Origin of the sequence: Campylobacter avium LMG 24591 (genome assembly GCF_002238335.1) — a bacterium.
In the GTDB taxonomy this organism is placed as follows: Bacteria; Campylobacterota; Campylobacteria; order Campylobacterales; family Campylobacteraceae; genus Campylobacter_D; species Campylobacter_D avium.
The window spans coordinates 1,076,038-1,095,000 of sequence record NZ_CP022347.1 but is presented as its reverse complement, the minus strand read 5'-3'; the positions used below and the strand labels follow the sequence as shown (position 1 = coordinate 1,095,000).

Below are 18,963 nucleotides of genomic sequence, written 5' to 3'. Positions count from 1 at the left end.
TTATATCAAAAATTAGTTATAGATACAAAAATTGGGCCTAAATTAATATTTTTGCTGATGAAATAAAAATATCTCATTAGATAAAAAAATATATACAGCCTCAATCGAACAAAAACGCCTCTTAAATCCATTTTTTTATTTTTGTTGTTTCACTTAGTGCAAAGCCTTGTTTTTTGATTTTTTCTATCTCTGTACTAACCGTTTTATAAACACTATTTAAAAAATCCTCCTTAGTAGCCTTTCCTAGCTCTATTGCTTTTTGATACTCAAACCATAATGCAGTCATATCAGGATTTGCTAATAAAGAGCCTACAGCTTTTATAAGCTCTTTTCCTTTTTGTGTTGATTTTATGTTTTGTTTGCTGCTAATCTCTATGTAAGATTGCTTTACAAGCTTTTCTATCATCTCGCTTCTTGTAGCTGGTGTGCCTATGCCTCCGCTTTCTCCTTTTTTATCCTTGTCTTTTTCAAGTAGCAGCTTTTTAATCCTTTCATCTTTAACATATTTAGCAACTGAATTTAAGTCCTTTAGTAAGCTACTCATTGTATATCTTGGTTTAGGTTTTGTTTGTAATTCTTTTATGTTTATTTGCTCTATATTTGCTAGGTCATTATCATTAAGTTTAGATATATCAAAATCAGCTTCTTTCTCCTCATCTGTATCAACCTTGCTAAAAAATTTACTAAAACCTGCCTTTGTTGTTTTATTTACATTTGTAAGAAATTCATACTCATCTATTTTGAATTTTAAAGAATGGCTTGTGTATTCTCTTGGCTCGTAAAACTGCATTAAAAATCTTTTACAAATTAGAGTGTAAATATCTTTTTCCTCTTGGCTAAGATTTGTTAAATTTAGTCTTGTGTTTGTGGGTATGATTGCATAATGTGCACTTAATTTACTATCATCAAAAGCATTTGATTTTATGCTTAAATTTGCATTTTCTTGTCCTATATCCTCTTTGAAATTTTCTTTTAAGCTATCTATTATCTTGTCTGCTTCCTTGTAGATATTTTCAGGTATATACTGACAATCAGAGCGGTTATAAGAGATGGCTTTGTGTTTTTCCCTTAAGCTTTGTGTTATCTCTAGTGTTTTTTTAGCCGAAAAGCCAAAGATCTTACTTGCTTCACTTTGTAAGATTAAGAGATTATAAGGCAAAGGCGGGTATTCTTTTTTATTTTGTGAGCTTAGATAAAGTCTTGCTTTTTTATCCTCACAATACTTTTTAATCTTATTTGCCAAATTTATATCAAGTATCTTTTCCTCTGTTTTTAGCGTGGTATTTATGTTTATATCTTTTATATTAAAGATAGCATTTATGGTGTAGTAAGTAATGCTTTTATGTGTATCGTTTTCGAAGTCTCTTTGCACTATAAGCCCCAAAATAGGAGTTTGCACCCTACCTACTGATATTAGCTCATTTGTATTAGTTTTTTCTCTATTTGCTATGGTGTAAGCTCTTGTTAGATTAAGTCCCACTATCCAATCAGCAAAGCTTCTAGCAAAACCTCTCTCACTCATAGCTTTAAATTCAGTATTTGGACGCATTTTAGCTATTTCTTGTTTTATTGCTTGTGGAGTAATATCATTTATCAAGCAACGCATAACCGGCTTTGTAGTCTTTGAGTAAAGTAAAATTTCATCAATTAAAATTTGTCCCTCATCATCAGCATCACCGCAGTGGATTATCTCTTTTACTTTTTTATCATTTATTAAATTTACTATGATTTTTAACTGCTTTTCTTTGTCTTTAATGGGCTTGTGCTTGAAATCTTTAATGATGATGGGTAGACTTTCAAAGCTCCATTTTTTGTATTTTTCATCATATTCATGAGGCTCTAGTAGCTCCATTATATGTCCAAAAGCCCAAGTTATAATGTCATCTCCTCTTTGAGTATAGCCGCAATTTTTGTTTAAATTTTTATTATACTCGCCGCTTAAAGCCTCTGCGATAGCCTTTGCTAAGTCAGGTTTTTCAGCTATAAAAAGTCTCATAATTACTCCTTTTGTGTTTTAATACATAGCTCTGTTAGCATTTTGTAATGTTCTTCTTTGAAATGACTTTTTATAAGTCTTATAAGATCTTGATCTTCCATTGCATAAGAGATTTGCATATACAATCTAACTTTATTCTCAAATCTTTTGCTGATAGGAATATTTTTAATTTTTTTGAAAATGTATTTTTTACAGGTGCTAACATTCTTTGTGAAAAATTCTATAAGAAATTCACGCTCATTTTCTGTATTCTTTATATGTATATTGTGTTTTTGTAATAATGCTTTTAGCTTTTCTGTATTATCCATTTTATTCCTCTCTTTTCTTTCTTTTTCGCTCATCTATCTTGTTTTTTATCAGTAGATTTTTGTTTTGTGCTACCTTTAAAGCCTTTTCCTTGCATAAGATTCTCTATCCTTTGCTTCATTCTAGTGATTGCAGATTCTGAAATATTGTTTTGAATTTGTGGTATAATATCCTTGTCTGTTGCGGAAAGTGCATTCGCACCAAATAGATTATCATCTGTTAGCTCCAATCCATTAAGTTGGTGTGTAGAGGGTGTTGGGGTCTCTACCTGCAATAGATTTTCTCTGTTTTTTGCCTATCAAATTCACTTATTCTTTTCTTATTGGCGTGGAAAATCTCATTTGTTCCATACTCATTTTTAATAACCACATCAGCCATCTTTTAATTTTTCGCAAAGTTTAAAAATTTCAAGACTTTTTTTACTCATAACATAACCTATTTTTAAATAATTTTTCACTATCTAAACAATATTTAAACATATCTAAACAATATCTTTTAATCATATTTCAATATCTTTATTTAAATTCTTAGTCTTTTTATTATCTTTGATTTTTTTACTAACTTCTTTAAGCTTAGCTCTAAACTCATCTAGCTCTTGTTCTCTTGATTTTGCTTGACTTTCATTCTTTGAATTTGTTAGAATATTTTCATTAGCCGATGAAAGTGCATTTGCACCAGATGATTTATCATTACCGCCCATCCAAGCTTGACTTGGAGTGTGGAGAGAGAGGACGGCTCCACCATCGGCTACTTTATTTAATAGTCTTTTAAAATTTCTCTTATTTTGCTTGTTTGCGTGAAAAATTATGTTTGTTCCGTCGTCGTTGCGTATACCTATATCTGCCATTTTCTTTTCTTGCACAGATATTTCTTTTTTTGCTACTATGTAATCATTATTATTTTTAGCCTTTGGATTTTTCATAATCAAATCAGGTTCTCTAACAACTTCTTCTATAATTTTTGATACCTCTTTAATATCTTTAAACATTTCAGGATGTCTTTTAAATAAAAGTTCTAAATCAGCAATAGCTTCTTTATCTTGCAAAAGCTCTGCTAGTTTTTCACAGAGTTTAAAAATTTCAAGACTTTTTTCACTCATAACATAACCTATTTTTAAATAATTTTTCACTATCTAAACAATATTTAAATATATTTAAACAATATCTTTTAATCATATTTCAATATCTTTATTTAAATTCTTAGTCTTTTCATTATCTTTGATTTTTTTACTAACTTCTTTAAGCTTAGCTCTAAACTCATCTAGCTCTTGTTCTCTTGATTTTGCTTGACTTTCATTCTTTGAATTTGTTAGAATATTTTCATTAGTCGATGAAATGTTCTTTTGAACCAGTCGTCCGTCAAGACTTTGGGCTTGAGTGTAGGAGGTGTGGGCGTCCCTACCATCGACTAATACTTCTTTTTTAGCCATTGATTTCAAATTTTTTAATCTCTTTTCGTTTGCATGAAAAATTTTACTTATGTTTTCATCTTTACGAATTCCTACCTCTCCCATTTTCTCATCGCTAAGCTTTTTTCCTGCTATATAGTCTCTTTCACTTCTAGGACTTGGATTTTTAATGATAATATCAGGCTTGCTAATAACCTTATCTATAAGCTCTTTAACTTGTTTTTTATCCTTAAACATTTCAGGATGTCTTTTAAATAAAAGTTCTAAATCAGCAATAGCTTCTTTATCTTGCAAAAGCTCTGTTAATTTTTCGCAAAGTTTAAAGATTTCAAGACTTTTTTCACTCATAACATAACCTATTTTTAAATAATTTTTCACTATCTAAACAATATTTAAACATATCTAAACAATATCTTTTAATCATATTTCAATATCCTTATTTAAATTCTTAGTCTTTTCATCATCTTTGATTTTTTTACTAACTTCTTTAAGCTTAGTTCTAAACTCATCTAGCTCTTGTTCTCTTGATTTTGCTTGACTTTCATTCTTTGAATTTGTTAGAATGTCTGTAACGGAATTGTGAAAATCGGGGTCTTTAATCTGTCGGTGAGAATGACCCCGCTCACCCCTTTCCGTTTTGCTATGAGCTGTTAAAAGTCTATGCCCATCTCCATAATCTCTTTCTCCATATACAAGCAAACTATCATCACTAGCTCTTACTCTCCAGTCAAATCCCTGTTGTTGAGGATTATACTCAGCCCTCACATTCTTAGCCACTTTTGGAAAAGAAAGCATTTCTTTAGTGCTTATCATTCCTCTTAACTTAGGATTATCCAAATGTTTTTTAATCTCTTTTTGCATAAAGTCCTTATCTACCTTTATATCTCCTACATTGCTTTTTACTTGAGTATAAGTCTTATCATCTTTTAAAACCTTATACATCTGTGAACTTTCCTTTTTGCTTTTTCTATCCCAAACTATATCTTTTAAAGCTTCAATAACTTGTTCACACTTTTGTATGTTTTCCTTAGCCTCTTTTACATAGTTTTCAAGTTCTGTTATCCTCGCTTTTACTTGCTCTTTTTCACTCATATCTTAACCTTGTTTTTAAATAATTTTTCACTATCTAAACAATATTTAAATATATTTAAACAATATCTTTTAATCATATTTCAATATCCTTATTTAAATTCTTAGTCTTTTCATCATCTTTGATTTTTTTACTAACTTCTTTAAGCTTAGCTCTAAATTCATCTAGCTCTTGTTCTCTTGATTTTGCTTGACTTTCACAAGTTGAATTTGTTAGAATCACGTTATCGGTGGATTTGCGAAAATCGGAGTCATTAAACAATGGAGGCAGAGCTGACTTTGTCTGCCCATCTCCACCTTTTTCTCTTCTTTCTCCGTATTTTTCACTCATATCTTAACCTTGTTTTTAAATAATTTTTCACTATCTAAACAATATTTAAACATATCTAAACAATATCTTTTAATCATATTTCAATATCTTTATCTAAATTCTTAGTCTTTTCATCATATTAAGCACTATTTCTTGCATTACCTAAAAGTTTTTTAAAGCCACTTACTACGCCTTTTTTGACTCCATATCCAGCTAAACCTGAAAGCCCACCTAGTTTTTTCAGCTTTTGCAGCAGAGCCTGATAAAACTCCTAAACCAGCCTTACCTGTGCTTTTGCTTACTGAACCACTTACTTTACCTACACTTGAAGACATAGAATTTAAGGCACTTGAACCTGCACTATCTATTGACACATTAGCAAGATTTTTAGCTAGTTCTTTTATAACCGAGATACAAGCTATTAAAATTCCTCCTATTAAGATAGGTTGTAAAATCTGTATAAATATGCTGTTAGCTTCTTGTGTACTAGCGTATAGGGCATTTAGATTATTGATTAAAAAGTCTATGAAACAAGTCATAAAGATAAGTAGAAATATATTTGATATAAACATATTACACCACTGCACAAAGACATTTCTAGTGCTTTGATACATAAAACAAAAAAGAGCTAAAGGTAGAGCTATGATTAAAAATGTATTTGTTATAGAGGCTGATATTATAGTAAATGCAAAGGCAAACATAACAGCAAGAAAAGAAATTATCATAAAAAGACATACAAAAGCAGCTTCTATAATTTCTGAGAATCCATAACTCTGCCAAATTTTATTCAAAGTATCTAAGAAAGAGCCTGTAACACCATCAAGCCTAGAGTAAAATTGTGTTCCTCCCCTAGCCCAAGCATATATAGCATCAAGAGCTGATATAGCAGCACTTAACCAACGATTAATTCTAAGATAGAAAGGTAAATCTATGTTTTTTAAAAAAGTGTTTTTTATTTTTGCTTTACTTCCAAATTTAATATTTGCTGCTGGTGGCATAGATAGAGTAAATACATTTTTGGAAAATGTCTCCATAGCTTTATATGCTATTGGCGTTGTTACCATTGCTATAGCTATAATGATAGCTGGGTATAAAATAGCATATGGAACACCGTGGCAGCAAACCATACCTACCATAGTTGGCGGTCTTTTTGTAGGTTCTGCTTCTGCTATATCAGGATATTTACTAGGATAAATATGCAAACACAAGCTTTATTTAAAGGCTTAACTCGTCCTGCTATGCTCTTTGGAGTTCCTATAATTCCATTATTCTTTTCTTTAGGTATTACGATTTTTATCACTATATCTACACAGCTTTTTTACCTTATTTTGTTTTACATACCCTTATATGTGCTTATGAAACAAATGACTAAGCAAGATAATTTTATATTTAGACTATATTTTTTAAAGTTAAGATTTCTTACAAATCCTTTATCAAAGAAATTTCACGGCATAAAATCCTTTCAAGCTATGTCTTATTCAAAGCATAAAAACTATATAAAAACAAATATCCCGAAACTTAGCCTTTTTGCTTTAAATAGTGAAGTAAATTTTGAAAAACTTATCCCATTTAGCTCCATCATAGGAGATGGCATAGTTCTTACAAAAGATTATTTACTTTGTTCTACTTACGAGATAGAGGGAATTTCTTTTGAGTGTGAGAGTGATGTGGATTTAGACTTTAAAAATGAAGCCTTAAATATGCTTTTTAAGTCTTTTGCTAACGAACCTATAAGCTTTTACTTTCATAATGTAAGACACAGCATAGATGATAACTTTGTATCCAACTTTAAAAATCCTTATCTAAAAGGATAAAATCATACTCGCTTAGCAATTTTTCTTCTCTTAGTAGAAGTTGAAACATTTTTAAATATACATCATGCGTTAAAGGTATAATTCCAGCAGAAGCTTTTTCAAAGAATTTACCAACCTTTTTGTTTGGAAATAAAGAGCTAGATGAATATAAAAAATCTTTCAAATGAGATTTAAAAATCATCACTTCTTCAAAATCCTGCGTATCTAAAATTTTACATAAATCAAAAACTGAATAATCATTCACAATTTTAAAATTCTTATTTCTTGAAACAATATATCTATATGCCAAAGAATGTGTTGTTGAAACCTTAACATTTTCTGGAAATATTTTACTTGCCTCGTTTGCAATAGCCTTATTGAAAGATAAATATAAAAAAGAGCTAGAATGATGTGCTGAGGCTATTTCTTTTAATATGGTGGTCTTACCAGAACCGGCATAAGCTTGAATTTTTAAAATTTCTCTTTCTTTCATATCGAAAGAGCATTGTATAATATCTCTTTGTTCTTCATTTAATTCTATACTCATAATTTATTCCTTAGTTTATTTGCCTTATTTTGTTTATTAGAATTTTCCTCATGCTCCTGCCTTAACATATCCATAGCTTTTTCTCCTTTTGTGGCTTGACTTTTCATATTTTTTTCATTATAATCTAGCATATCAGTCTTGTTGGTGGAGAATTGTGAAGCCTGTAAAAGCTTGTTACGAGATGATCTGAAGCTTGGAGATTGATAAAGTATTTTAGCTCCTAAATTCATCTTGTTTTGTAAATTTCTTCTCTCTTTGATTCCATTTGTAATATCTTGTATCTTGTAGTTATTTTCTTTAACTTCATCTTGTTTTTGAGTTAATTTTGTGCTAGAATTAGTGTTATCAAGTTTGATATTAGACTTAGCTATATCATCGTAAGGGGTAGAAGCGTTAATCTGACTACCCGCTTGTTTGTTATAAACTTCCTCACCACCTTTTAAAATCTTATTATTCAACCCATTTTCGCTTTTTGGTGCATTGCTTACAATTACCCATTCTCCTTTATCGTCTTTTGCTACGCTGGTAAAATATTTTTCCTCTCCAAAATCTCTAGCAAATATAAAGGAGTAATGATTATGAATAATGCACAAGATATGAAGGTACTTATAGAAAATTTTAAGAAAAATACCCAAAAGAGCTTGGAAGAAATTGACAAAACTTTTAATGCAATTTCTAATAACATTAAAGATACATTCAATATGTATAACGATTTGGTTGACACATTGGCTAGAAATTTAAATGATGCAACAGAGTTTATAAAGACAAAGTCAAATTTTGTTTCAACTTTAGACAAAACAATCAAACATACAGAAAATGTGACCAGCTTGTTTTCGCAAGATGATATGAAATCAAGTGAGAATGAGGAACAGGTTGAAAGATTAAGTTATGATGAGCTTATGGAAAGAAAGATTAGAAAACAAGGTAAAGTTTATTAAAAATTTTATATAATTTCTAGCGTAAATTTAATTAACGCTAGAAATTTAAAGGAGTCTTTATGTCATATCCACTTTTAGGAACAAAAATAGTATTAGACGAGGAAAAGATAAAAAAAGAGGGAATTTATGACTTAGAACAAATGTATAAAAGCATAGAAGAAATGGCTATTCAATCAGGATTAGTAAAGATAGATAAATACACTTATCATTGCAAAGGAAATGAAAGAGATTTAGCTTGTTTAGGAATACTGATATGGGATAATCTTATGAAAACTAAATGGCTTACTCTTAACGCTAAAGAATGGCTTTGGCTTGATGAGGAAGATGGAAATGAAACTTTAATAGGCGATGAGATGGGTGTTTGGGCTTCATAATGGCAAAAAGAAAGGCTATGAATTTTGATTTATCCACAAAAGAACTTAAAAAATACTTTGATAACACAGCTCAAGCTTATAATCAAATAAAAGAATTTATGTTTGAAAATTCTTTTGAACATAAGCAATATTCTGGATATGTATCCAAAGAAGCATTAAATAAAAAACAGGTATCAAAATTGATAGAAAAATTAAAAATCAGCTAACTTGGCTTCCTTACTGTGTTGTGCATTTTGATATAACGGATATAGCAGAGCAATACGACTTAACAGAACAGATAAAAACACCTACAACAAATCTTAATGAAAAACAAAAAGATATAAGAAAACAGAAAAAATAGACAGAGATTATAATGCTAGTTTAAATATTTTTAGAGTTGGGGCATCAACCCTTAGTGGAGAATTTGTAAGACCTGCAAAAGTAGGCTAGATTTGTTGATACTAGAAACTCCCACATTTATGCGTGGGGAGTATGTCATGAAAATGAAGGAATAAGTGATGAGTTTAATGACAAGATATTTTTTTATTTTTGTTTTTTTGTAAGTTTTGGATACTCCTGCACTGGTTGCATGGATTCTTTTTTATCTGTTCTTCAGTCATATCTGCAAATGGTATTCCAGCTTCAGCCATTTCATTTGTATATCTAACATTACAAGTTCTATTATATACCTCAATAGCCTTTGCTCTTGTAAATTCAGCTTCAGCCTTTTTTTGAACAAACATTATTTTTCCTTTTTCATCTATACCTCCTGTTGAAGCATAAATTTTGTTCAAATAAGTTTCAGCACCTTTTGCACTGGCTATATCTGCTATGGTAGTAGCCTCTGCTGTGAAGTATCTAATAATATTTTGCATGATAGTAGAATTTACACCAGCTGAATCTGGTATGGGAGCAAAGAAAAAAGCCACACCCAAAATAGGTATAAAAAATTTATGTAAATATGGCTGAGATGAACCTTGATACTCTCCTTTATTTTCTAAATATACTTGTATTTTTTGAGAACCTATGGTAAAAATATAAAACGCACCAACAACAGTAAATAATAACATTTGTAAATGGGTATATACATCTTGCATATTTTTAAATAGATTAGAAAAAAATGCCAAATTTGCTTTATTAAATCCATCTGCATGAGAAATATTAACACCTGAAGAGACTGGTTGTGGATTTTTATCCACTCCAAAAAAAGACTTTAAGCTATTTATATAAGAATCTACCCCATCTACAATGTAACCATTTCCAAATAAAGAAGCAAAGGTATCATTATATCCATATAATCCACTAACGCTTGATTTAAGTGTTATGCCATCTTGTATAATCAATTCTCCTGTCGCCTCAGTCTCTTCTCTATTAATAATTTCAGGGTCAAGCGTAACTATTGCTGACATAAATCTTGAAAAAGTTATATCAGTAGAACTTGGACTTTGTTTTATCTGAGATTTTACTTCGATGTCAGATGCTGATTGTGAGCCTTGAGTATTATTTAAAATGGCTTTTTGTATGTAATCATTATATTCCTTTTTACAACCAGTTGCTACATAGTTGGCTGAAAATCTCAAATTTTCTTCTAAATTATTTTCTGTATATACAGCACAGTATGTAGTTCCATTTGTAAAATCAAAACCTGTGATTTGTGTGGCATAGCCTGATGAAACCTCTCTACACCTAAATTCACACCCAGCACCCGAAATGGCACTATTACCAAAAATTTTATTTTCTTGTTCTGTAAAAGAAGCTGGTGTAGATGAAGCTTGTCCTTGATTTGCATACGAAAAAGATATAATAAATATTATAATGTAAAATAAGCTTCTCAAATTTTACCTTTCTTAATTTTATTTTTATCGCAATCTTTCCTCTCAAACTCTTTGTCTATATCTTTTTCCTCATGCTCCTGCCTTAACATATCCATAGCTTTTTCTCCTTGTATAGCTTGACTTTGAAGCTTTGAATTTGTTACAATATTTTCATTAGCAGGTGAAATGTCATTTTTGACCAGTCGCTCGTCAAGACTTTGGGCTTGAGTGTAGGAGTTGGGCGTCCCTACCACCTGCTTTTTATATATTACTTCTTTTTTATCAAGCTGTCTTAGTTTTTTAATGTTTTTTTCGTTTGCATGAAAAATTTTATTTATGTTTTCATCTTTACGAATGCCTACTTCTCCCATTTTCTTATCGTTAAGTTTTTTTCCTACTATATAGTCTTTTTCACTTCTAGGACTTGGGTTATTAATGATTATTTCAGGCTCACTAACAACCTTATCAATAAGTTCTTTAACTTCTTTAATATCCTTAAACATTTCAGGGTGTCTTTTAAATAATAATTCTAAATCAGCAATAGCTTGTTCCTCTCCTAAAAGTTCTACAAGACTTTTACCTAGATTAAAAAGTGCTAACTCTTTTTTATGTCTATTCATATTCTATGTCTTTTTGTATTGATATTTTCTTGGACATCTTGTTCTACTGTAGAATGTCTAATATCCTTATCAATACTATTTTGTAGTTCTATTCTTCGTTCTTCAAATTGTTCCTTAGCCATTTCCCTTACATTGATTAGAAAATCTTCTTTTAAGGAAACTAAATAATCATACACCTTGTCTAAAGAATTGGAAGATTCTTTTATTCTCTCTAGATAAGTGGATTCATAATTTGAGTAGTAAATGACATTTGGATTATGAATTTCTTTATAAGTTTGGACATTAGCATTATCATTAACTTCCAAACAAAATAACTCTTTTTCAGTATTATAAACAATGTTTAGTTTCTCTAAAAAAGAATTTAGCTCTTTATCAACAGACTTAAATGTGTTTTTCAAATCAAATAGCAATGCACTTAATACCCCATATTTTTTTGCTTTTTCTGTAATCTCTAACATACTATTCTCCCATCTTTTTCTAAAAACTCTAACAAAGAAAAAAAGCTTAAAAATAAAACTTTGATTAATATATGACATTTGTCATAGTTTTTATTTAAAAAATGCTTAATATGGCAAAAAGAATTTGTTATAAATTATGTATATATAGGAGATGTAATAAAAATACTTGTGTCAAATTTTTTTAGAATAAAGTTGTATGTAAGTATATACTATATCATACTATATGATAGTATCATATAGTATTAAATAGTATTATATATTTAATGATATTAAATAATAGTATATGATGTTATATAATAATATATACTATTATAGTATTTAATATTATAATATAGTATATGATATGAAATATAATTATATAATTATATACAATATTATTAACTATTATATGGTATGATATAATTAAATTATAGGATAATTGGAGAAAAAAGTTCAAATATCTTAAAATATACAAAGGATAAAAGAGGTATTTTAAATGAGCTTTTAGCTGATGAAGCTTATAAAATAGTTTCAAGTCTTTGTAAAGACTATCCAAGCTTAAGTGAATTTCATAATAAGCTTAAAGCTATAAATGAGCAGTGAGAGATGATGAGTAATAAAGACTTAAGCTTTTTGAGATAATTGAAAAGGCAAAATTCTAAATTTTTTAAGCAAAAATCCTAACTGCTTTAGCGGTTGGGCGATTTACCGATCACCTTTCACTATCAATACCAGCTTGTCTAAGCTCAAGCATAATTTTCTTTATTTTATTTTTATCGCAATTTTTCCTCTCAAACTCTTTGCTTATATCTTTTTCCTTATACTCCTGCCTTAACATATCCATAGCTTTTTCTCCTTGTATGGCTTGACTTTGATAAGTTAAATTTGGTAGAATGTTCTCACTAGCAGATGAAATGTTCTTTTGAACCAGCCCGTCAAGACTTTGGGCTTGAGTGTAGGAAATGGGCGAACCTACCATCTGCTTTTTTATACCAATCTTCCAAGTCTGAAAATCTCCGTTACAACCAAACTTTTACAGATGAACGCTTAATCACCAACAAGATTGATATGCCAGATTATAATGAAAAAAATATGAAAAGTCAAGCCATACAAGGAGAATATGAAAGATATATAGGCTATATAATGTTAAAAGATGAGATTTTTCTGGACCAAAAAAACAAAAAACATATACTTACAAAAGAAACACAAGAACAATGGCTAAAGACATTTGAGCTTGAAAATTTAGAGCAAAGCTATATCCCAAAACATAGCAAGGAAATAAAAGAGGCTTTAGGTGGTAAGGAAATAAGGCTAACAAAAGGAAGCTTATTAAAGATTGTAAGCAAACAAAGAGAACAATACATACCACAGGTAAAAGAGACTTTAGACAATCCTGATTTTATTTTAAAAGATATCGATGATATGGTTATTTTAGCAAAGAAAATCGGTGATAAACAGTATTTCACAAGCATTAATTTAGAAACAGAGGATTTTTTAATCAGTGTTTCAAATGCACCAAAAAAAGAAAATGTGTTAAAAAACAAAGTAGAAAATGAAGCTAAAATAGTGTATCAATCTCCAAACTCCGAGTCAATTTTCTACACGCCAGAGCTTTTACAGACTTCGCAATCTTTAGCCAACAAGATTGATATGCCAGATTATAATGAAAAAAATATGAAAAGTCAAGCCACACAAGGAGAAAAAACTATGGATATGTTAAGGCAGGAGTATAAGGAAAAAGATATAGACAAAGAAAAAGAATTTAATAGGGATAAAATAAACAGATTTGGAGGCAAGAATAAATGATTAAAGCTATTATTTTTATATTATTTACTACTTTGCTTGTATATGCCAATTCTGCTTCAGTTTTAAGTTCTATGTCTAAAACACAAGCACAGCTAGTTCTCACATACGAAGCACAAATAAAAGAATTAAATAAAACTGCACTCATGCAATCACAAAATTTTGTAGAGGAAAAAAATAATATATTTTTAACCTTGCGTAAAAATAAATTATTGCTAAATAATATTTTAATCAAATCTAATGAGAATGATGAGGAGAATATAAAATGAACAATAAGGCACTTGAAATTTTAAAACTTTACGATGAGCTAGGTAAATTACTAAAAGATGATGAGACTATTGCTGAATTGAAGCTACTTTATAAGCATCATCCTGAAATGTTTGAAAATATGAAAAAGATATTAAGGATTATCAAAGAGCTTGAAAATAAAAACATACTTAAAAAAGGTTAAACCATGAGTGAAAAAGAGCAATTAAAAGCAAAAATAACAGAACTTGAAAACTATGTAAAAGAGGCTAAGGAAAACATACAAAAGTGTGAACAAGTTATTGAAGCTTTAAAAGATATAGTTTGGGATAGAAAAAGTAAAAAGGAAAGTTCACAGATGTATAAGGTTTTAAAAGATGATAAGACTTATACTCAAGTAAAAAGCAATGTAGGAGATATAAAGGTAGATAAGGACTTTATGCAAAAAGAGATTAAAAAACATTTGGATAATCCTAAGTTAAGAGGAATGATAAGCACTAAAGAAATGCTTTCTTTTCCAAAAGTGGCTAAGAATGTGAGGGCTGATAAAGAAACAAGAGGTTATACTTGGCAAGTAAGAGCAAATGATGAAAGTATTTTAGTGTATGGAAGTAGAAAATATGTAGTTGATGAGGATAAAATTCACAGATTAACAACAGCTCACAGCAAGACAGAAAGAAATGAAAGAAAGGTGGAAATGGGTGGGCGTAGTCATCCCCACCATCCCATATTTAACGACTTCGATTTTCGCAAATCCACCGATAAGGTGATTCTAACAAATTCAAAGCTTCAAAGTCAAGCCACACAAGGAGAACAGGCTATGGATATGTTAAGACAGGAGTATAAAGAAAATTCTAGTGAAAAAGATAAAATAAACAAAATAGGAAAGGATAAAAGTAACACAAAATCCAAATTATGACAAAATAATTAGCAATTTTTCTTAATTTAATGTGTAAAAGTAAGAAATTTAGAGTAGCCTCTCACAAGAGTACCCCGCAACTCTCCGCAGGTTAGCCCTCTAAATTGTATGTTATTGTAGTATAATTATCGTTAATTAAAAATAAAAAGGGCGAAAAATTATTCATTGCATATTCTCCTTGTTTATGGTAGAATACTTTCTAGTTTTGTGTCAGCGGTAGCAATATATCGATACTGTCTAAGGGTTGTTACAGGCAAATCCTATTTAGCGATAGACAGAATGCGTTAGATAGAGAGACACAAAACTATTCTTTGACATATCTAATTTTTAAATTTTTATCATTTAAAATACTTGACAAACGATTTCCTACTTCATCTAAATAATAAGTTGTAAAATTTAGTTTGCCTTTATTATCAACACTTATTCCAAATAAATTCAAAAGCTTTTTATTTTCATCATAAAAGGGCTTATAAAAATACACGCTAGGCTTGGTGCTACCCTCTCTTTTTTTTGCTCCACTACAAACAAAGGATTTTTAAAAGTTTCAAAAAATCCACCCTTGATATTGTCTCTGTTAGTATTATAGGTATTTTTCTTAAAATGTATAAAGGCATATCTTATATCTACTTCTACATCTTTATAAGGTGTTTGTATCACGCCTTTATTGCCTTTTATCTCATCAAACAATCCTTGAAATTCATCAAAGCTTTTAAACGCACTTTTAGGCATAGGCTTTAGTTCTTGTTTTGCTAAGCTTTGCTCTATCCTTTCTTTTAGCTCTTTGTTAAATACTTCCTCACTCAAATTATTCAATCTTTCCCAGCTTTTAAATTATCTATAAAATCACTCCACCAATTCATTAAATAACTTCTATCCTCTAATCTTAGACTTCTATTATACGCCCCTTTAACCTTATTTCTTTCTCTATGATCTAAACATAGCTCTATTACCTCGCTATCTTGTTTATGAATATTTTATACTCATATAAAAAGGTTGAAGCTGTGCTTCTAAAGCCGTGATAAACCATATCTTCTCCAAAGCCAAGTCTTTTAATGGCAATATTAAGAGTATTTTCACTCATAGACTTTGACTTTGAAAAAATCGCTAGGAAAAACATACTTAGAGTGCATAGAAAAAGGTTTTATAAATTCAAATAGCCTTATTACACTAGGACTTAAAGGCACTATAAAATCTTGTCTGCCTTTCATTTTATTAGCTGGAATAAGCAATCTTTTGTTTTCTAAATCAACTTCTTGTCATTCTAAGTTTCTCATATTGCTTGATCTTAAAAACAAATAAGGACTCATTTGCAAAGCAACCTTTACAAATATACTCCCACTATACTCATCTATAGCTTGTAATAATTCTTTAAATTTTTTCTTATCTGTAATAGCTCTAAAATTTTTAACTTGGACACTGCCGTATAAGGATGGTATATCCATAAACAAAATATTGCTAAATTCTATATATTCTCTATTTATGCAGTAAGTCAATATGCTTTTTAACTTCGCATAAGCTCTTCTTATAGTTTCTCGTTTGTTTTCTAAAAACAGCCTATCAAAAACTACTATAATATCTCTTTTGCTTAAATTTGCAACTTTTTTATCTTTATATCTGCTTAAGATATGAAGCTTAAAGGCACTTGCAAATTTGCTGTCATTTTCACTTTTATTTATCTTATGCCACTCATCAAAAGCTTCTTGCAGGGTAATATGTTGCTTCTCATTATTCTTTGGAGACATTCCATTGCTTATATCATCATTAAATGCTATAGCCTTAGCCCTAGCTTCTGCTAAGCTTGTTTTTGGATATTTTCCTAAATTTATAGAAAGAATTTTACCCTTATCGTTATATCTAAAGTAAAAAGTTCTACCAACTCCATTAGTTTTTGGTCTTACTTCTATATATAAATTCGTAACAAGTATATCTTTATGTATAGCTTTTTTATTCTTGAGGTAAATTTCTTATATCTTTATCATTATTAAACCTCATATTAAGCTCACTTTTATATATATTTATGTAGGATTTTAGTGTAAAAAATTTTATCATATATATTTATTTTTTTCATCCTTGATTAGATATAAAGACAGATGACAAAAAATAATCTCATTTGAAGCTAAAAAAGCAGCTTAAAACAAGCGTTTTGGGAGATTTTTTGAGTAGATTTGATTTAAAAAGCAAAGAAATAAGAAGCTTTAATGGTGGTTAGAGGCAGAATCGAACTGCCGACACGCAGATTTTCAGTCTGCTGCTCTACCGACTGAGCTATCCAACCACAAACTAAAGACAAAATTATACAATACTTTTTTTAAAAAAAGCTAAAAGTTTTTTGCTGTTTTTAAGAAATTTTGTATTAGACTTCATTTTTATTTTTTATAATAGGCTAATTTACTTGAGACAAACACATTTAGATAGAAAAAGCGTAAGATTTTTGTTTATAGGTTATATAAGCATTGCACTTTTTGGAGCTTTTGTCCTGCAAACTGAGCTTATGAGTAAAAAGGATATTAGCTTTTTAGACGCGCTTTTTACCTCAGCTTCAGCTATCAGTATGACGGGCTTAATTGTTAAAAATACGGCCATTGATTTTACCATTTATGGACAAATTTTCATCTTGCTTTTGATACAAATTGGCGGTTTGGGTTATATGGGCCTAGGTATCTTTTTTTATCTTTTAATACGCAAGAAAATAGGCTTTAACGAAAGAAACATCTTAAAAGAATCACTCATTTATCCAAATATGGAAGGGGTGGTTGATTTTTTAAAAAAAATTGTTATCTTTGTTTTTGTGGTTGAAATCATAGGAGCTGTGCTTTTAAGCTTAAAATTTGCCCTTGAAATGCCGCTTAATGAGGCCATTTGGCACGGCTTTTTTCACTCTGTCTCAGCCTTTAATAACGCCGGTTTCACCACCTTTGAAACAGGTTTATTGTCATATAGAAGCGATTTATGGGTGAATTTTGTTATTACAAGCTTGGTTATTATAGGTGGGATTGGTTATTTTGTTTTATTGGAGCTTTATTTGTTTAGGAAAAAACGCATAGGCTCGCTTAGCTTGCATACAAAGATAGTTCTTAGCGCAACCGTTATTTTATTAGTTTTGGCCACTGTTGTTGTGTTTTTATTTGAATACTCTAATAAAAACAGTATAGGAGAATTTTCGCTTTTTGATAAAATTTTAAGCTCTTATTTTATCTCCGTAAATTATAGAACATCAGGGTTTAACACAATAGATCTAAGCACTTTAAAAGACGCTTCCTTGTTTTTTGGCTCTTTGTTTATGGTGATTGGCGGTGGTCCTGGTGGAACTTCCGGTGGTCTTAAGGTAACTACTGTTGCTGTGCTTTTGATTTATACTTATTGGGTGATTAAAAATGGAAGGGTTAGAATTTTTAACTACGAACTTTCAGAAGACACTATTAAAAAAGCATTTGTGATTACTGTTGGGTCTATAGCTTATATGACAATATGCGTTATTATCGTAAGTCTTTTAGAGGAAGAGACGAGGTTTATCAATATATTTTTTGAGATTAGTTCAGCTTTTGCTACTGTTGGAGTTTCGGTAGGAGATGGGGGCTCTTTATCTTTATGTGCTTTATTTGGAGATTATAGTAAAATTATCATCATTATACTTATGATTAGTGGTAGAATAGGAATTTTTGCCTTTTTGATTTCTATTTTTACTCAAGAGAAAGAAAAATATATAAAATACCCACAAGCAAAGGTTTACTTATGAAAAATACTACTTATGGAATTATAGGACTTGGGAAATTTGGCTCTGTTTTAGCCACAGAGTTGATTAATGGCGGTGAGACTGTTGTTATAGCAGATATAGATGAGGAAAATCTTAAAACCCTTCAAGATAAGGCCTCATATAGCTATATACTAGATTCTTCTAACCAAACCGCCTTGAAAGAAGCTGGTTTTCAAAATATAGATGTAGTCATAGTTAGTATAGGCGAGAATATAGAAAAAAGTATATTAACCTTAATGGCCTTAAAGGATATAGGCGTTGAGACTGTTATAACAAAGGCTATATCTCAAGTTCATGGGCAAATTCTCTCAAAGCTTGGCGCATCTAAGGTCATATATCCTGAAAAAGAAAGTGCTGTTCGTCTTGCTAAAGAGTTTTTGTCTCATAGCGAATATGAGGTGATAGACCTTTCAGCAAATACCATAAGAGCTGTTAAAATTCTAGCAAATGATAGCTTGGTAGGGCACAGCTTAAAACAGCTAGCGCAAAATATGCACATTTTAGCTTACAAAAAGGGAAGTAATGATTGGATTTTATTTCCAGAGCTTGAAACCACATTGATAGACGCCGGAGATACTATTATTTTGGTTGGAACAGTAAAAGACTTAGAAGGTTTTTCCTTGCCTTAAG

Annotated in this window: 29 protein-coding genes, 1 tRNA gene and 1 pseudogene; 11 read left to right on the top strand and 20 right to left on the bottom strand. The window is 30.1% G+C overall.

What is annotated here, in order from left to right; translation table 11 throughout:
• Nucleotides 1–121: 121 nt before the first annotated feature.
• The 8 genes from CAV_RS05615 to CAV_RS05580 all read right to left on the bottom strand — a co-directional run bounded on the left by CAV_RS05615 (nucleotide 122) and on the right by CAV_RS05580 (nucleotide 6,107).
• A complete protein-coding gene (locus CAV_RS05615) occupies nucleotides 122–1,996 on the bottom strand; it encodes a DNA topoisomerase 3 (RefSeq protein ID WP_094325555.1) in 1,875 nt (624 codons plus the stop codon).
• Between the two features lie 2 nt (nucleotides 1,997–1,998).
• Nucleotides 1,999–2,337, bottom strand: a complete 339-nt coding sequence (locus CAV_RS05610; RefSeq protein WP_094752836.1) for a hypothetical protein — start codon at nucleotides 2,335–2,337, stop codon at nucleotides 1,999–2,001.
• Nucleotides 2,334–2,576 (bottom strand): hypothetical protein, encoded by a 243-nt coding sequence (locus CAV_RS09105; RefSeq protein WP_245807391.1) that lies wholly within the window; start codon nucleotides 2,574–2,576, stop codon nucleotides 2,334–2,336. The genes CAV_RS05610 and CAV_RS09105 overlap by 4 nt, the downstream gene beginning before the upstream one ends.
• Nucleotides 2,577–2,801: 225 nt before the next feature.
• Nucleotides 2,802–3,401: a hypothetical protein gene (locus CAV_RS05600; RefSeq protein ID WP_094752835.1), complete on the bottom strand. Its 600-nt coding sequence runs from the start codon at nucleotides 3,399–3,401 to the stop codon at nucleotides 2,802–2,804.
• Between the two features lie 72 nt (nucleotides 3,402–3,473).
• Entirely contained in the window at nucleotides 3,474–4,058 is a 585-nt protein-coding gene (locus tag CAV_RS05595; RefSeq protein WP_094752834.1) for a hypothetical protein, read from the bottom strand.
• A 72-nt stretch (nucleotides 4,059–4,130) separates the two neighbouring features.
• Entirely contained in the window at nucleotides 4,131–4,802 is a 672-nt protein-coding gene (locus tag CAV_RS05590) for a hypothetical protein (protein WP_094752833.1), read from the bottom strand.
• Nucleotides 4,803–4,875: 73 nt separating this feature from the next.
• A complete protein-coding gene (locus CAV_RS05585; protein WP_094325502.1) occupies nucleotides 4,876–5,130 on the bottom strand; it encodes a hypothetical protein in 255 nt (84 codons plus the stop codon).
• A 152-nt stretch (nucleotides 5,131–5,282) separates the two neighbouring features.
• Nucleotides 5,283–6,107 carry a type IV secretion system protein gene (locus CAV_RS05580; RefSeq protein ID WP_157676332.1) on the bottom strand — a complete coding sequence of 275 codons (825 nt, stop codon included), beginning with the start codon at nucleotides 6,105–6,107 and terminating at the stop codon, nucleotides 5,283–5,285.
• On the opposite strand from CAV_RS05580, the gene CAV_RS05575 reads away from it, so the two are divergent.
• Together CAV_RS05575 and CAV_RS05570 are read left to right on the top strand one after the other, a co-directional pair.
• Nucleotides 6,040–6,303 carry a TrbC/VirB2 family protein gene (locus CAV_RS05575; RefSeq protein ID WP_094325500.1) on the top strand — a complete coding sequence of 88 codons (264 nt, stop codon included), beginning with the start codon at nucleotides 6,040–6,042 and terminating at the stop codon, nucleotides 6,301–6,303. The genes CAV_RS05580 and CAV_RS05575 overlap by 68 nt on opposite strands.
• Nucleotides 6,304–6,305: 2 nt before the next feature.
• Complete coding sequence (locus CAV_RS05570; protein ID WP_094325499.1) at nucleotides 6,306–6,923, top strand: VirB3 family type IV secretion system protein; 618 nt, start codon at nucleotides 6,306–6,308, stop codon at nucleotides 6,921–6,923.
• Here the strand turns inward: CAV_RS05570 and CAV_RS05565 are convergent.
• Together CAV_RS05565 and CAV_RS05560 are read right to left on the bottom strand one after the other, a co-directional pair.
• A complete protein-coding gene (locus CAV_RS05565; RefSeq protein ID WP_094325498.1) occupies nucleotides 6,898–7,449 on the bottom strand; it encodes an AAA family ATPase in 552 nt (183 codons plus the stop codon). The two genes, CAV_RS05570 and CAV_RS05565, sit on opposite strands and share 26 nt — an antisense overlap.
• Nucleotides 7,446–8,042: a hypothetical protein gene (locus CAV_RS05560; RefSeq protein ID WP_094325497.1), complete on the bottom strand. Its 597-nt coding sequence runs from the start codon at nucleotides 8,040–8,042 to the stop codon at nucleotides 7,446–7,448. The genes CAV_RS05565 and CAV_RS05560 overlap by 4 nt, the downstream gene beginning before the upstream one ends.
• On the opposite strand from CAV_RS05560, the gene CAV_RS05555 reads away from it, so the two are divergent.
• The 3 genes from CAV_RS05555 to CAV_RS05545 are packed head-to-tail and all read left to right on the top strand — an operon-like array spanning nucleotide 8,028 to nucleotide 8,967.
• Nucleotides 8,028–8,387, top strand: a complete 360-nt coding sequence (locus tag CAV_RS05555) for a hypothetical protein (protein WP_148131223.1) — start codon at nucleotides 8,028–8,030, stop codon at nucleotides 8,385–8,387. The two genes, CAV_RS05560 and CAV_RS05555, sit on opposite strands and share 15 nt — an antisense overlap.
• A gap of 59 nt (nucleotides 8,388–8,446) precedes the next feature.
• Nucleotides 8,447–8,761, top strand: coding sequence for a hypothetical protein (locus CAV_RS05550; RefSeq protein ID WP_094325495.1), 315 nt, complete (start codon nucleotides 8,447–8,449; stop codon nucleotides 8,759–8,761).
• A 17-nt stretch (nucleotides 8,762–8,778) separates the two neighbouring features.
• Nucleotides 8,779–8,967, top strand: a complete 189-nt coding sequence (locus CAV_RS05545; protein WP_148131222.1) for a hypothetical protein — start codon at nucleotides 8,779–8,781, stop codon at nucleotides 8,965–8,967.
• Between the two features lie 297 nt (nucleotides 8,968–9,264).
• Here CAV_RS05545 and CAV_RS05540 read toward each other — a convergent pair whose 3' ends face one another.
• The 4 genes from CAV_RS05540 to CAV_RS08895 form a co-directional block, all read right to left on the bottom strand.
• Entirely contained in the window at nucleotides 9,265–10,575 is a 1,311-nt protein-coding gene (locus CAV_RS05540) for a hypothetical protein (protein ID WP_094325493.1), read from the bottom strand.
• Nucleotides 10,572–11,174 carry a hypothetical protein gene (locus tag CAV_RS05535; protein ID WP_094325492.1) on the bottom strand — a complete coding sequence of 201 codons (603 nt, stop codon included), beginning with the start codon at nucleotides 11,172–11,174 and terminating at the stop codon, nucleotides 10,572–10,574. The genes CAV_RS05540 and CAV_RS05535 overlap by 4 nt, the downstream gene beginning before the upstream one ends.
• Complete coding sequence (locus CAV_RS05530) at nucleotides 11,171–11,632, bottom strand: hypothetical protein (protein WP_094325491.1); 462 nt, start codon at nucleotides 11,630–11,632, stop codon at nucleotides 11,171–11,173. Before CAV_RS05530 ends, CAV_RS05535 begins: the two co-directional genes overlap by 4 nt.
• 691 nt (nucleotides 11,633–12,323) lie before the next feature.
• Nucleotides 12,324–12,590 carry a hypothetical protein gene (locus CAV_RS08895; protein WP_148131221.1) on the bottom strand — a complete coding sequence of 89 codons (267 nt, stop codon included), beginning with the start codon at nucleotides 12,588–12,590 and terminating at the stop codon, nucleotides 12,324–12,326.
• A gap of 89 nt (nucleotides 12,591–12,679) precedes the next feature.
• Here CAV_RS08895 and CAV_RS05525 point away from each other — a divergent pair, with 89 nt between their 5' ends.
• The 4 genes from CAV_RS05525 to CAV_RS05510 are packed head-to-tail and all read left to right on the top strand — an operon-like array spanning nucleotide 12,680 to nucleotide 14,579.
• Nucleotides 12,680–13,417, top strand: coding sequence for a PBECR2 nuclease fold domain-containing protein (locus CAV_RS05525; RefSeq protein WP_094325490.1), 738 nt, complete (start codon nucleotides 12,680–12,682; stop codon nucleotides 13,415–13,417).
• On the top strand, nucleotides 13,414–13,683 hold the full coding sequence (locus CAV_RS05520; RefSeq protein ID WP_094325489.1) for a hypothetical protein: 270 nt from the start codon (nucleotides 13,414–13,416) through the stop codon (nucleotides 13,681–13,683). Before CAV_RS05525 ends, CAV_RS05520 begins: the two co-directional genes overlap by 4 nt.
• A complete protein-coding gene (locus CAV_RS05515; protein WP_094325488.1) occupies nucleotides 13,680–13,865 on the top strand; it encodes a hypothetical protein in 186 nt (61 codons plus the stop codon). Before CAV_RS05520 ends, CAV_RS05515 begins: the two co-directional genes overlap by 4 nt.
• 3 nt (nucleotides 13,866–13,868) lie before the next feature.
• Entirely contained in the window at nucleotides 13,869–14,579 is a 711-nt protein-coding gene (locus CAV_RS05510; protein ID WP_245807390.1) for a hypothetical protein, read from the top strand.
• 435 nt (nucleotides 14,580–15,014) lie between these two features.
• Here the strand turns inward: CAV_RS05510 and CAV_RS05505 are convergent, their stop codons facing one another.
• The 6 genes and pseudogenes from CAV_RS05505 to CAV_RS05495 all read right to left on the bottom strand — a co-directional run bounded on the left by CAV_RS05505 (nucleotide 15,015) and on the right by CAV_RS05495 (nucleotide 16,854).
• A complete protein-coding gene (locus CAV_RS05505; RefSeq protein WP_245807389.1) occupies nucleotides 15,015–15,383 on the bottom strand; it encodes a hypothetical protein in 369 nt (122 codons plus the stop codon).
• Nucleotides 15,384–15,525: 142 nt separating this feature from the next.
• On the bottom strand, nucleotides 15,526–15,660 hold the full coding sequence (locus CAV_RS09200) for a hypothetical protein (RefSeq protein ID WP_261787009.1): 135 nt from the start codon (nucleotides 15,658–15,660) through the stop codon (nucleotides 15,526–15,528).
• On the bottom strand, nucleotides 15,653–15,787 hold the full coding sequence (locus CAV_RS09195) for a hypothetical protein (RefSeq protein WP_261787008.1): 135 nt from the start codon (nucleotides 15,785–15,787) through the stop codon (nucleotides 15,653–15,655). Before CAV_RS09195 ends, CAV_RS09200 begins: the two co-directional genes overlap by 8 nt.
• A gap of 48 nt (nucleotides 15,788–15,835) precedes the next feature.
• A complete protein-coding gene (locus CAV_RS09100; protein WP_245807388.1) occupies nucleotides 15,836–16,321 on the bottom strand; it encodes a hypothetical protein in 486 nt (161 codons plus the stop codon).
• A gap of 33 nt (nucleotides 16,322–16,354) precedes the next feature.
• Nucleotides 16,355–16,483 (bottom strand): annotated as a pseudogene (locus CAV_RS09095) (Arm DNA-binding domain-containing protein); the annotation flags it as partial.
• Nucleotides 16,484–16,778: 295 nt separating this feature from the next.
• Nucleotides 16,779–16,854, bottom strand: a tRNA-Phe gene (locus CAV_RS05495).
• Between the two features lie 117 nt (nucleotides 16,855–16,971).
• Between CAV_RS05495 and CAV_RS05490 the strand changes: the two genes are divergently transcribed.
• Together CAV_RS05490 and CAV_RS05485 are read left to right on the top strand one after the other, a co-directional pair.
• Nucleotides 16,972–18,315: a TrkH family potassium uptake protein gene (locus tag CAV_RS05490; protein WP_094325487.1), complete on the top strand. Its 1,344-nt coding sequence runs from the start codon at nucleotides 16,972–16,974 to the stop codon at nucleotides 18,313–18,315.
• Nucleotides 18,312–18,962 carry a potassium channel family protein gene (locus CAV_RS05485; RefSeq protein WP_094325486.1) on the top strand — a complete coding sequence of 217 codons (651 nt, stop codon included), beginning with the start codon at nucleotides 18,312–18,314 and terminating at the stop codon, nucleotides 18,960–18,962. The genes CAV_RS05490 and CAV_RS05485 overlap by 4 nt, the downstream gene beginning before the upstream one ends.
• Nucleotide 18,963 lies beyond the last annotated feature (1 nt).

What these genes read in the sequence shown, in the direction of transcription:
- CAV_RS05595 (WP_094752834.1), bottom strand. Translation starts at nt 4,058, where the DNA reads ATGAGTGAAAAAAGTCTTGAAATCTTTAAACTTTGCGAAAAATTAACA.
- CAV_RS05545 (WP_148131222.1), top strand. Translation starts at nt 8,779, where the DNA reads ATGAATTTTGATTTATCCACAAAAGAACTTAAAAAATACTTTGATAAC.
- CAV_RS05590 (WP_094752833.1), bottom strand. Translation starts at nt 4,802, where the DNA reads ATGAGTGAAAAAGAGCAAGTAAAAGCGAGGATAACAGAACTTGAAAAC.
- CAV_RS05575 (WP_094325500.1), top strand. Translation starts at nt 6,040, where the DNA reads ATGTTTTTTAAAAAAGTGTTTTTTATTTTTGCTTTACTTCCAAATTTA.
- CAV_RS05530 (WP_094325491.1), bottom strand. Translation starts at nt 11,632, where the DNA reads ATGTTAGAGATTACAGAAAAAGCAAAAAAATATGGGGTATTAAGTGCA.
- CAV_RS05525 (WP_094325490.1), top strand. Translation starts at nt 12,680, where the DNA reads ATGCCAGATTATAATGAAAAAAATATGAAAAGTCAAGCCATACAAGGA.
- CAV_RS05520 (WP_094325489.1), top strand. Translation starts at nt 13,414, where the DNA reads ATGATTAAAGCTATTATTTTTATATTATTTACTACTTTGCTTGTATAT.
- CAV_RS05570 (WP_094325499.1), top strand. Translation starts at nt 6,306, where the DNA reads ATGCAAACACAAGCTTTATTTAAAGGCTTAACTCGTCCTGCTATGCTC.
- CAV_RS09195 (WP_261787008.1), bottom strand. Translation starts at nt 15,787, where the DNA reads ATGAAAGGCAGACAAGATTTTATAGTGCCTTTAAGTCCTAGTGTAATA.
- CAV_RS08895 (WP_148131221.1), bottom strand. Translation starts at nt 12,590, where the DNA reads ATGGTAGGTTCGCCCATTTCCTACACTCAAGCCCAAAGTCTTGACGGG.
- CAV_RS09100 (WP_245807388.1), bottom strand. Translation starts at nt 16,321, where the DNA reads ATGTCTCCAAAGAATAATGAGAAGCAACATATTACCCTGCAAGAAGCT.
- CAV_RS05565 (WP_094325498.1), bottom strand. Translation starts at nt 7,449, where the DNA reads ATGAGTATAGAATTAAATGAAGAACAAAGAGATATTATACAATGCTCT.
- CAV_RS05615 (WP_094325555.1), bottom strand. Translation starts at nt 1,996, where the DNA reads ATGAGACTTTTTATAGCTGAAAAACCTGACTTAGCAAAGGCTATCGCA.
- CAV_RS05585 (WP_094325502.1), bottom strand. Translation starts at nt 5,130, where the DNA reads ATGAGTGAAAAATACGGAGAAAGAAGAGAAAAAGGTGGAGATGGGCAG.
- CAV_RS05550 (WP_094325495.1), top strand. Translation starts at nt 8,447, where the DNA reads ATGTCATATCCACTTTTAGGAACAAAAATAGTATTAGACGAGGAAAAG.
- CAV_RS05510 (WP_245807390.1), top strand. Translation starts at nt 13,869, where the DNA reads ATGAGTGAAAAAGAGCAATTAAAAGCAAAAATAACAGAACTTGAAAAC.
- CAV_RS05555 (WP_148131223.1), top strand. Translation starts at nt 8,028, where the DNA reads ATGAATAATGCACAAGATATGAAGGTACTTATAGAAAATTTTAAGAAA.
- CAV_RS05535 (WP_094325492.1), bottom strand. Translation starts at nt 11,174, where the DNA reads ATGAATAGACATAAAAAAGAGTTAGCACTTTTTAATCTAGGTAAAAGT.
- CAV_RS09200 (WP_261787009.1), bottom strand. Translation starts at nt 15,660, where the DNA reads ATGAGTGAAAATACTCTTAATATTGCCATTAAAAGACTTGGCTTTGGA.
- CAV_RS05485 (WP_094325486.1), top strand. Translation starts at nt 18,312, where the DNA reads ATGAAAAATACTACTTATGGAATTATAGGACTTGGGAAATTTGGCTCT.
- CAV_RS05610 (WP_094752836.1), bottom strand. Translation starts at nt 2,337, where the DNA reads ATGAGCGAAAAAGAAAGAAAAGAGAGGAATAAAATGGATAATACAGAA.
- CAV_RS05580 (WP_157676332.1), bottom strand. Translation starts at nt 6,107, where the DNA reads ATGCCACCAGCAGCAAATATTAAATTTGGAAGTAAAGCAAAAATAAAA.
- CAV_RS05515 (WP_094325488.1), top strand. Translation starts at nt 13,680, where the DNA reads ATGAACAATAAGGCACTTGAAATTTTAAAACTTTACGATGAGCTAGGT.
- CAV_RS05600 (WP_094752835.1), bottom strand. Translation starts at nt 3,401, where the DNA reads ATGAGTGAAAAAAGTCTTGAAATTTTTAAACTCTGTGAAAAACTAGCA.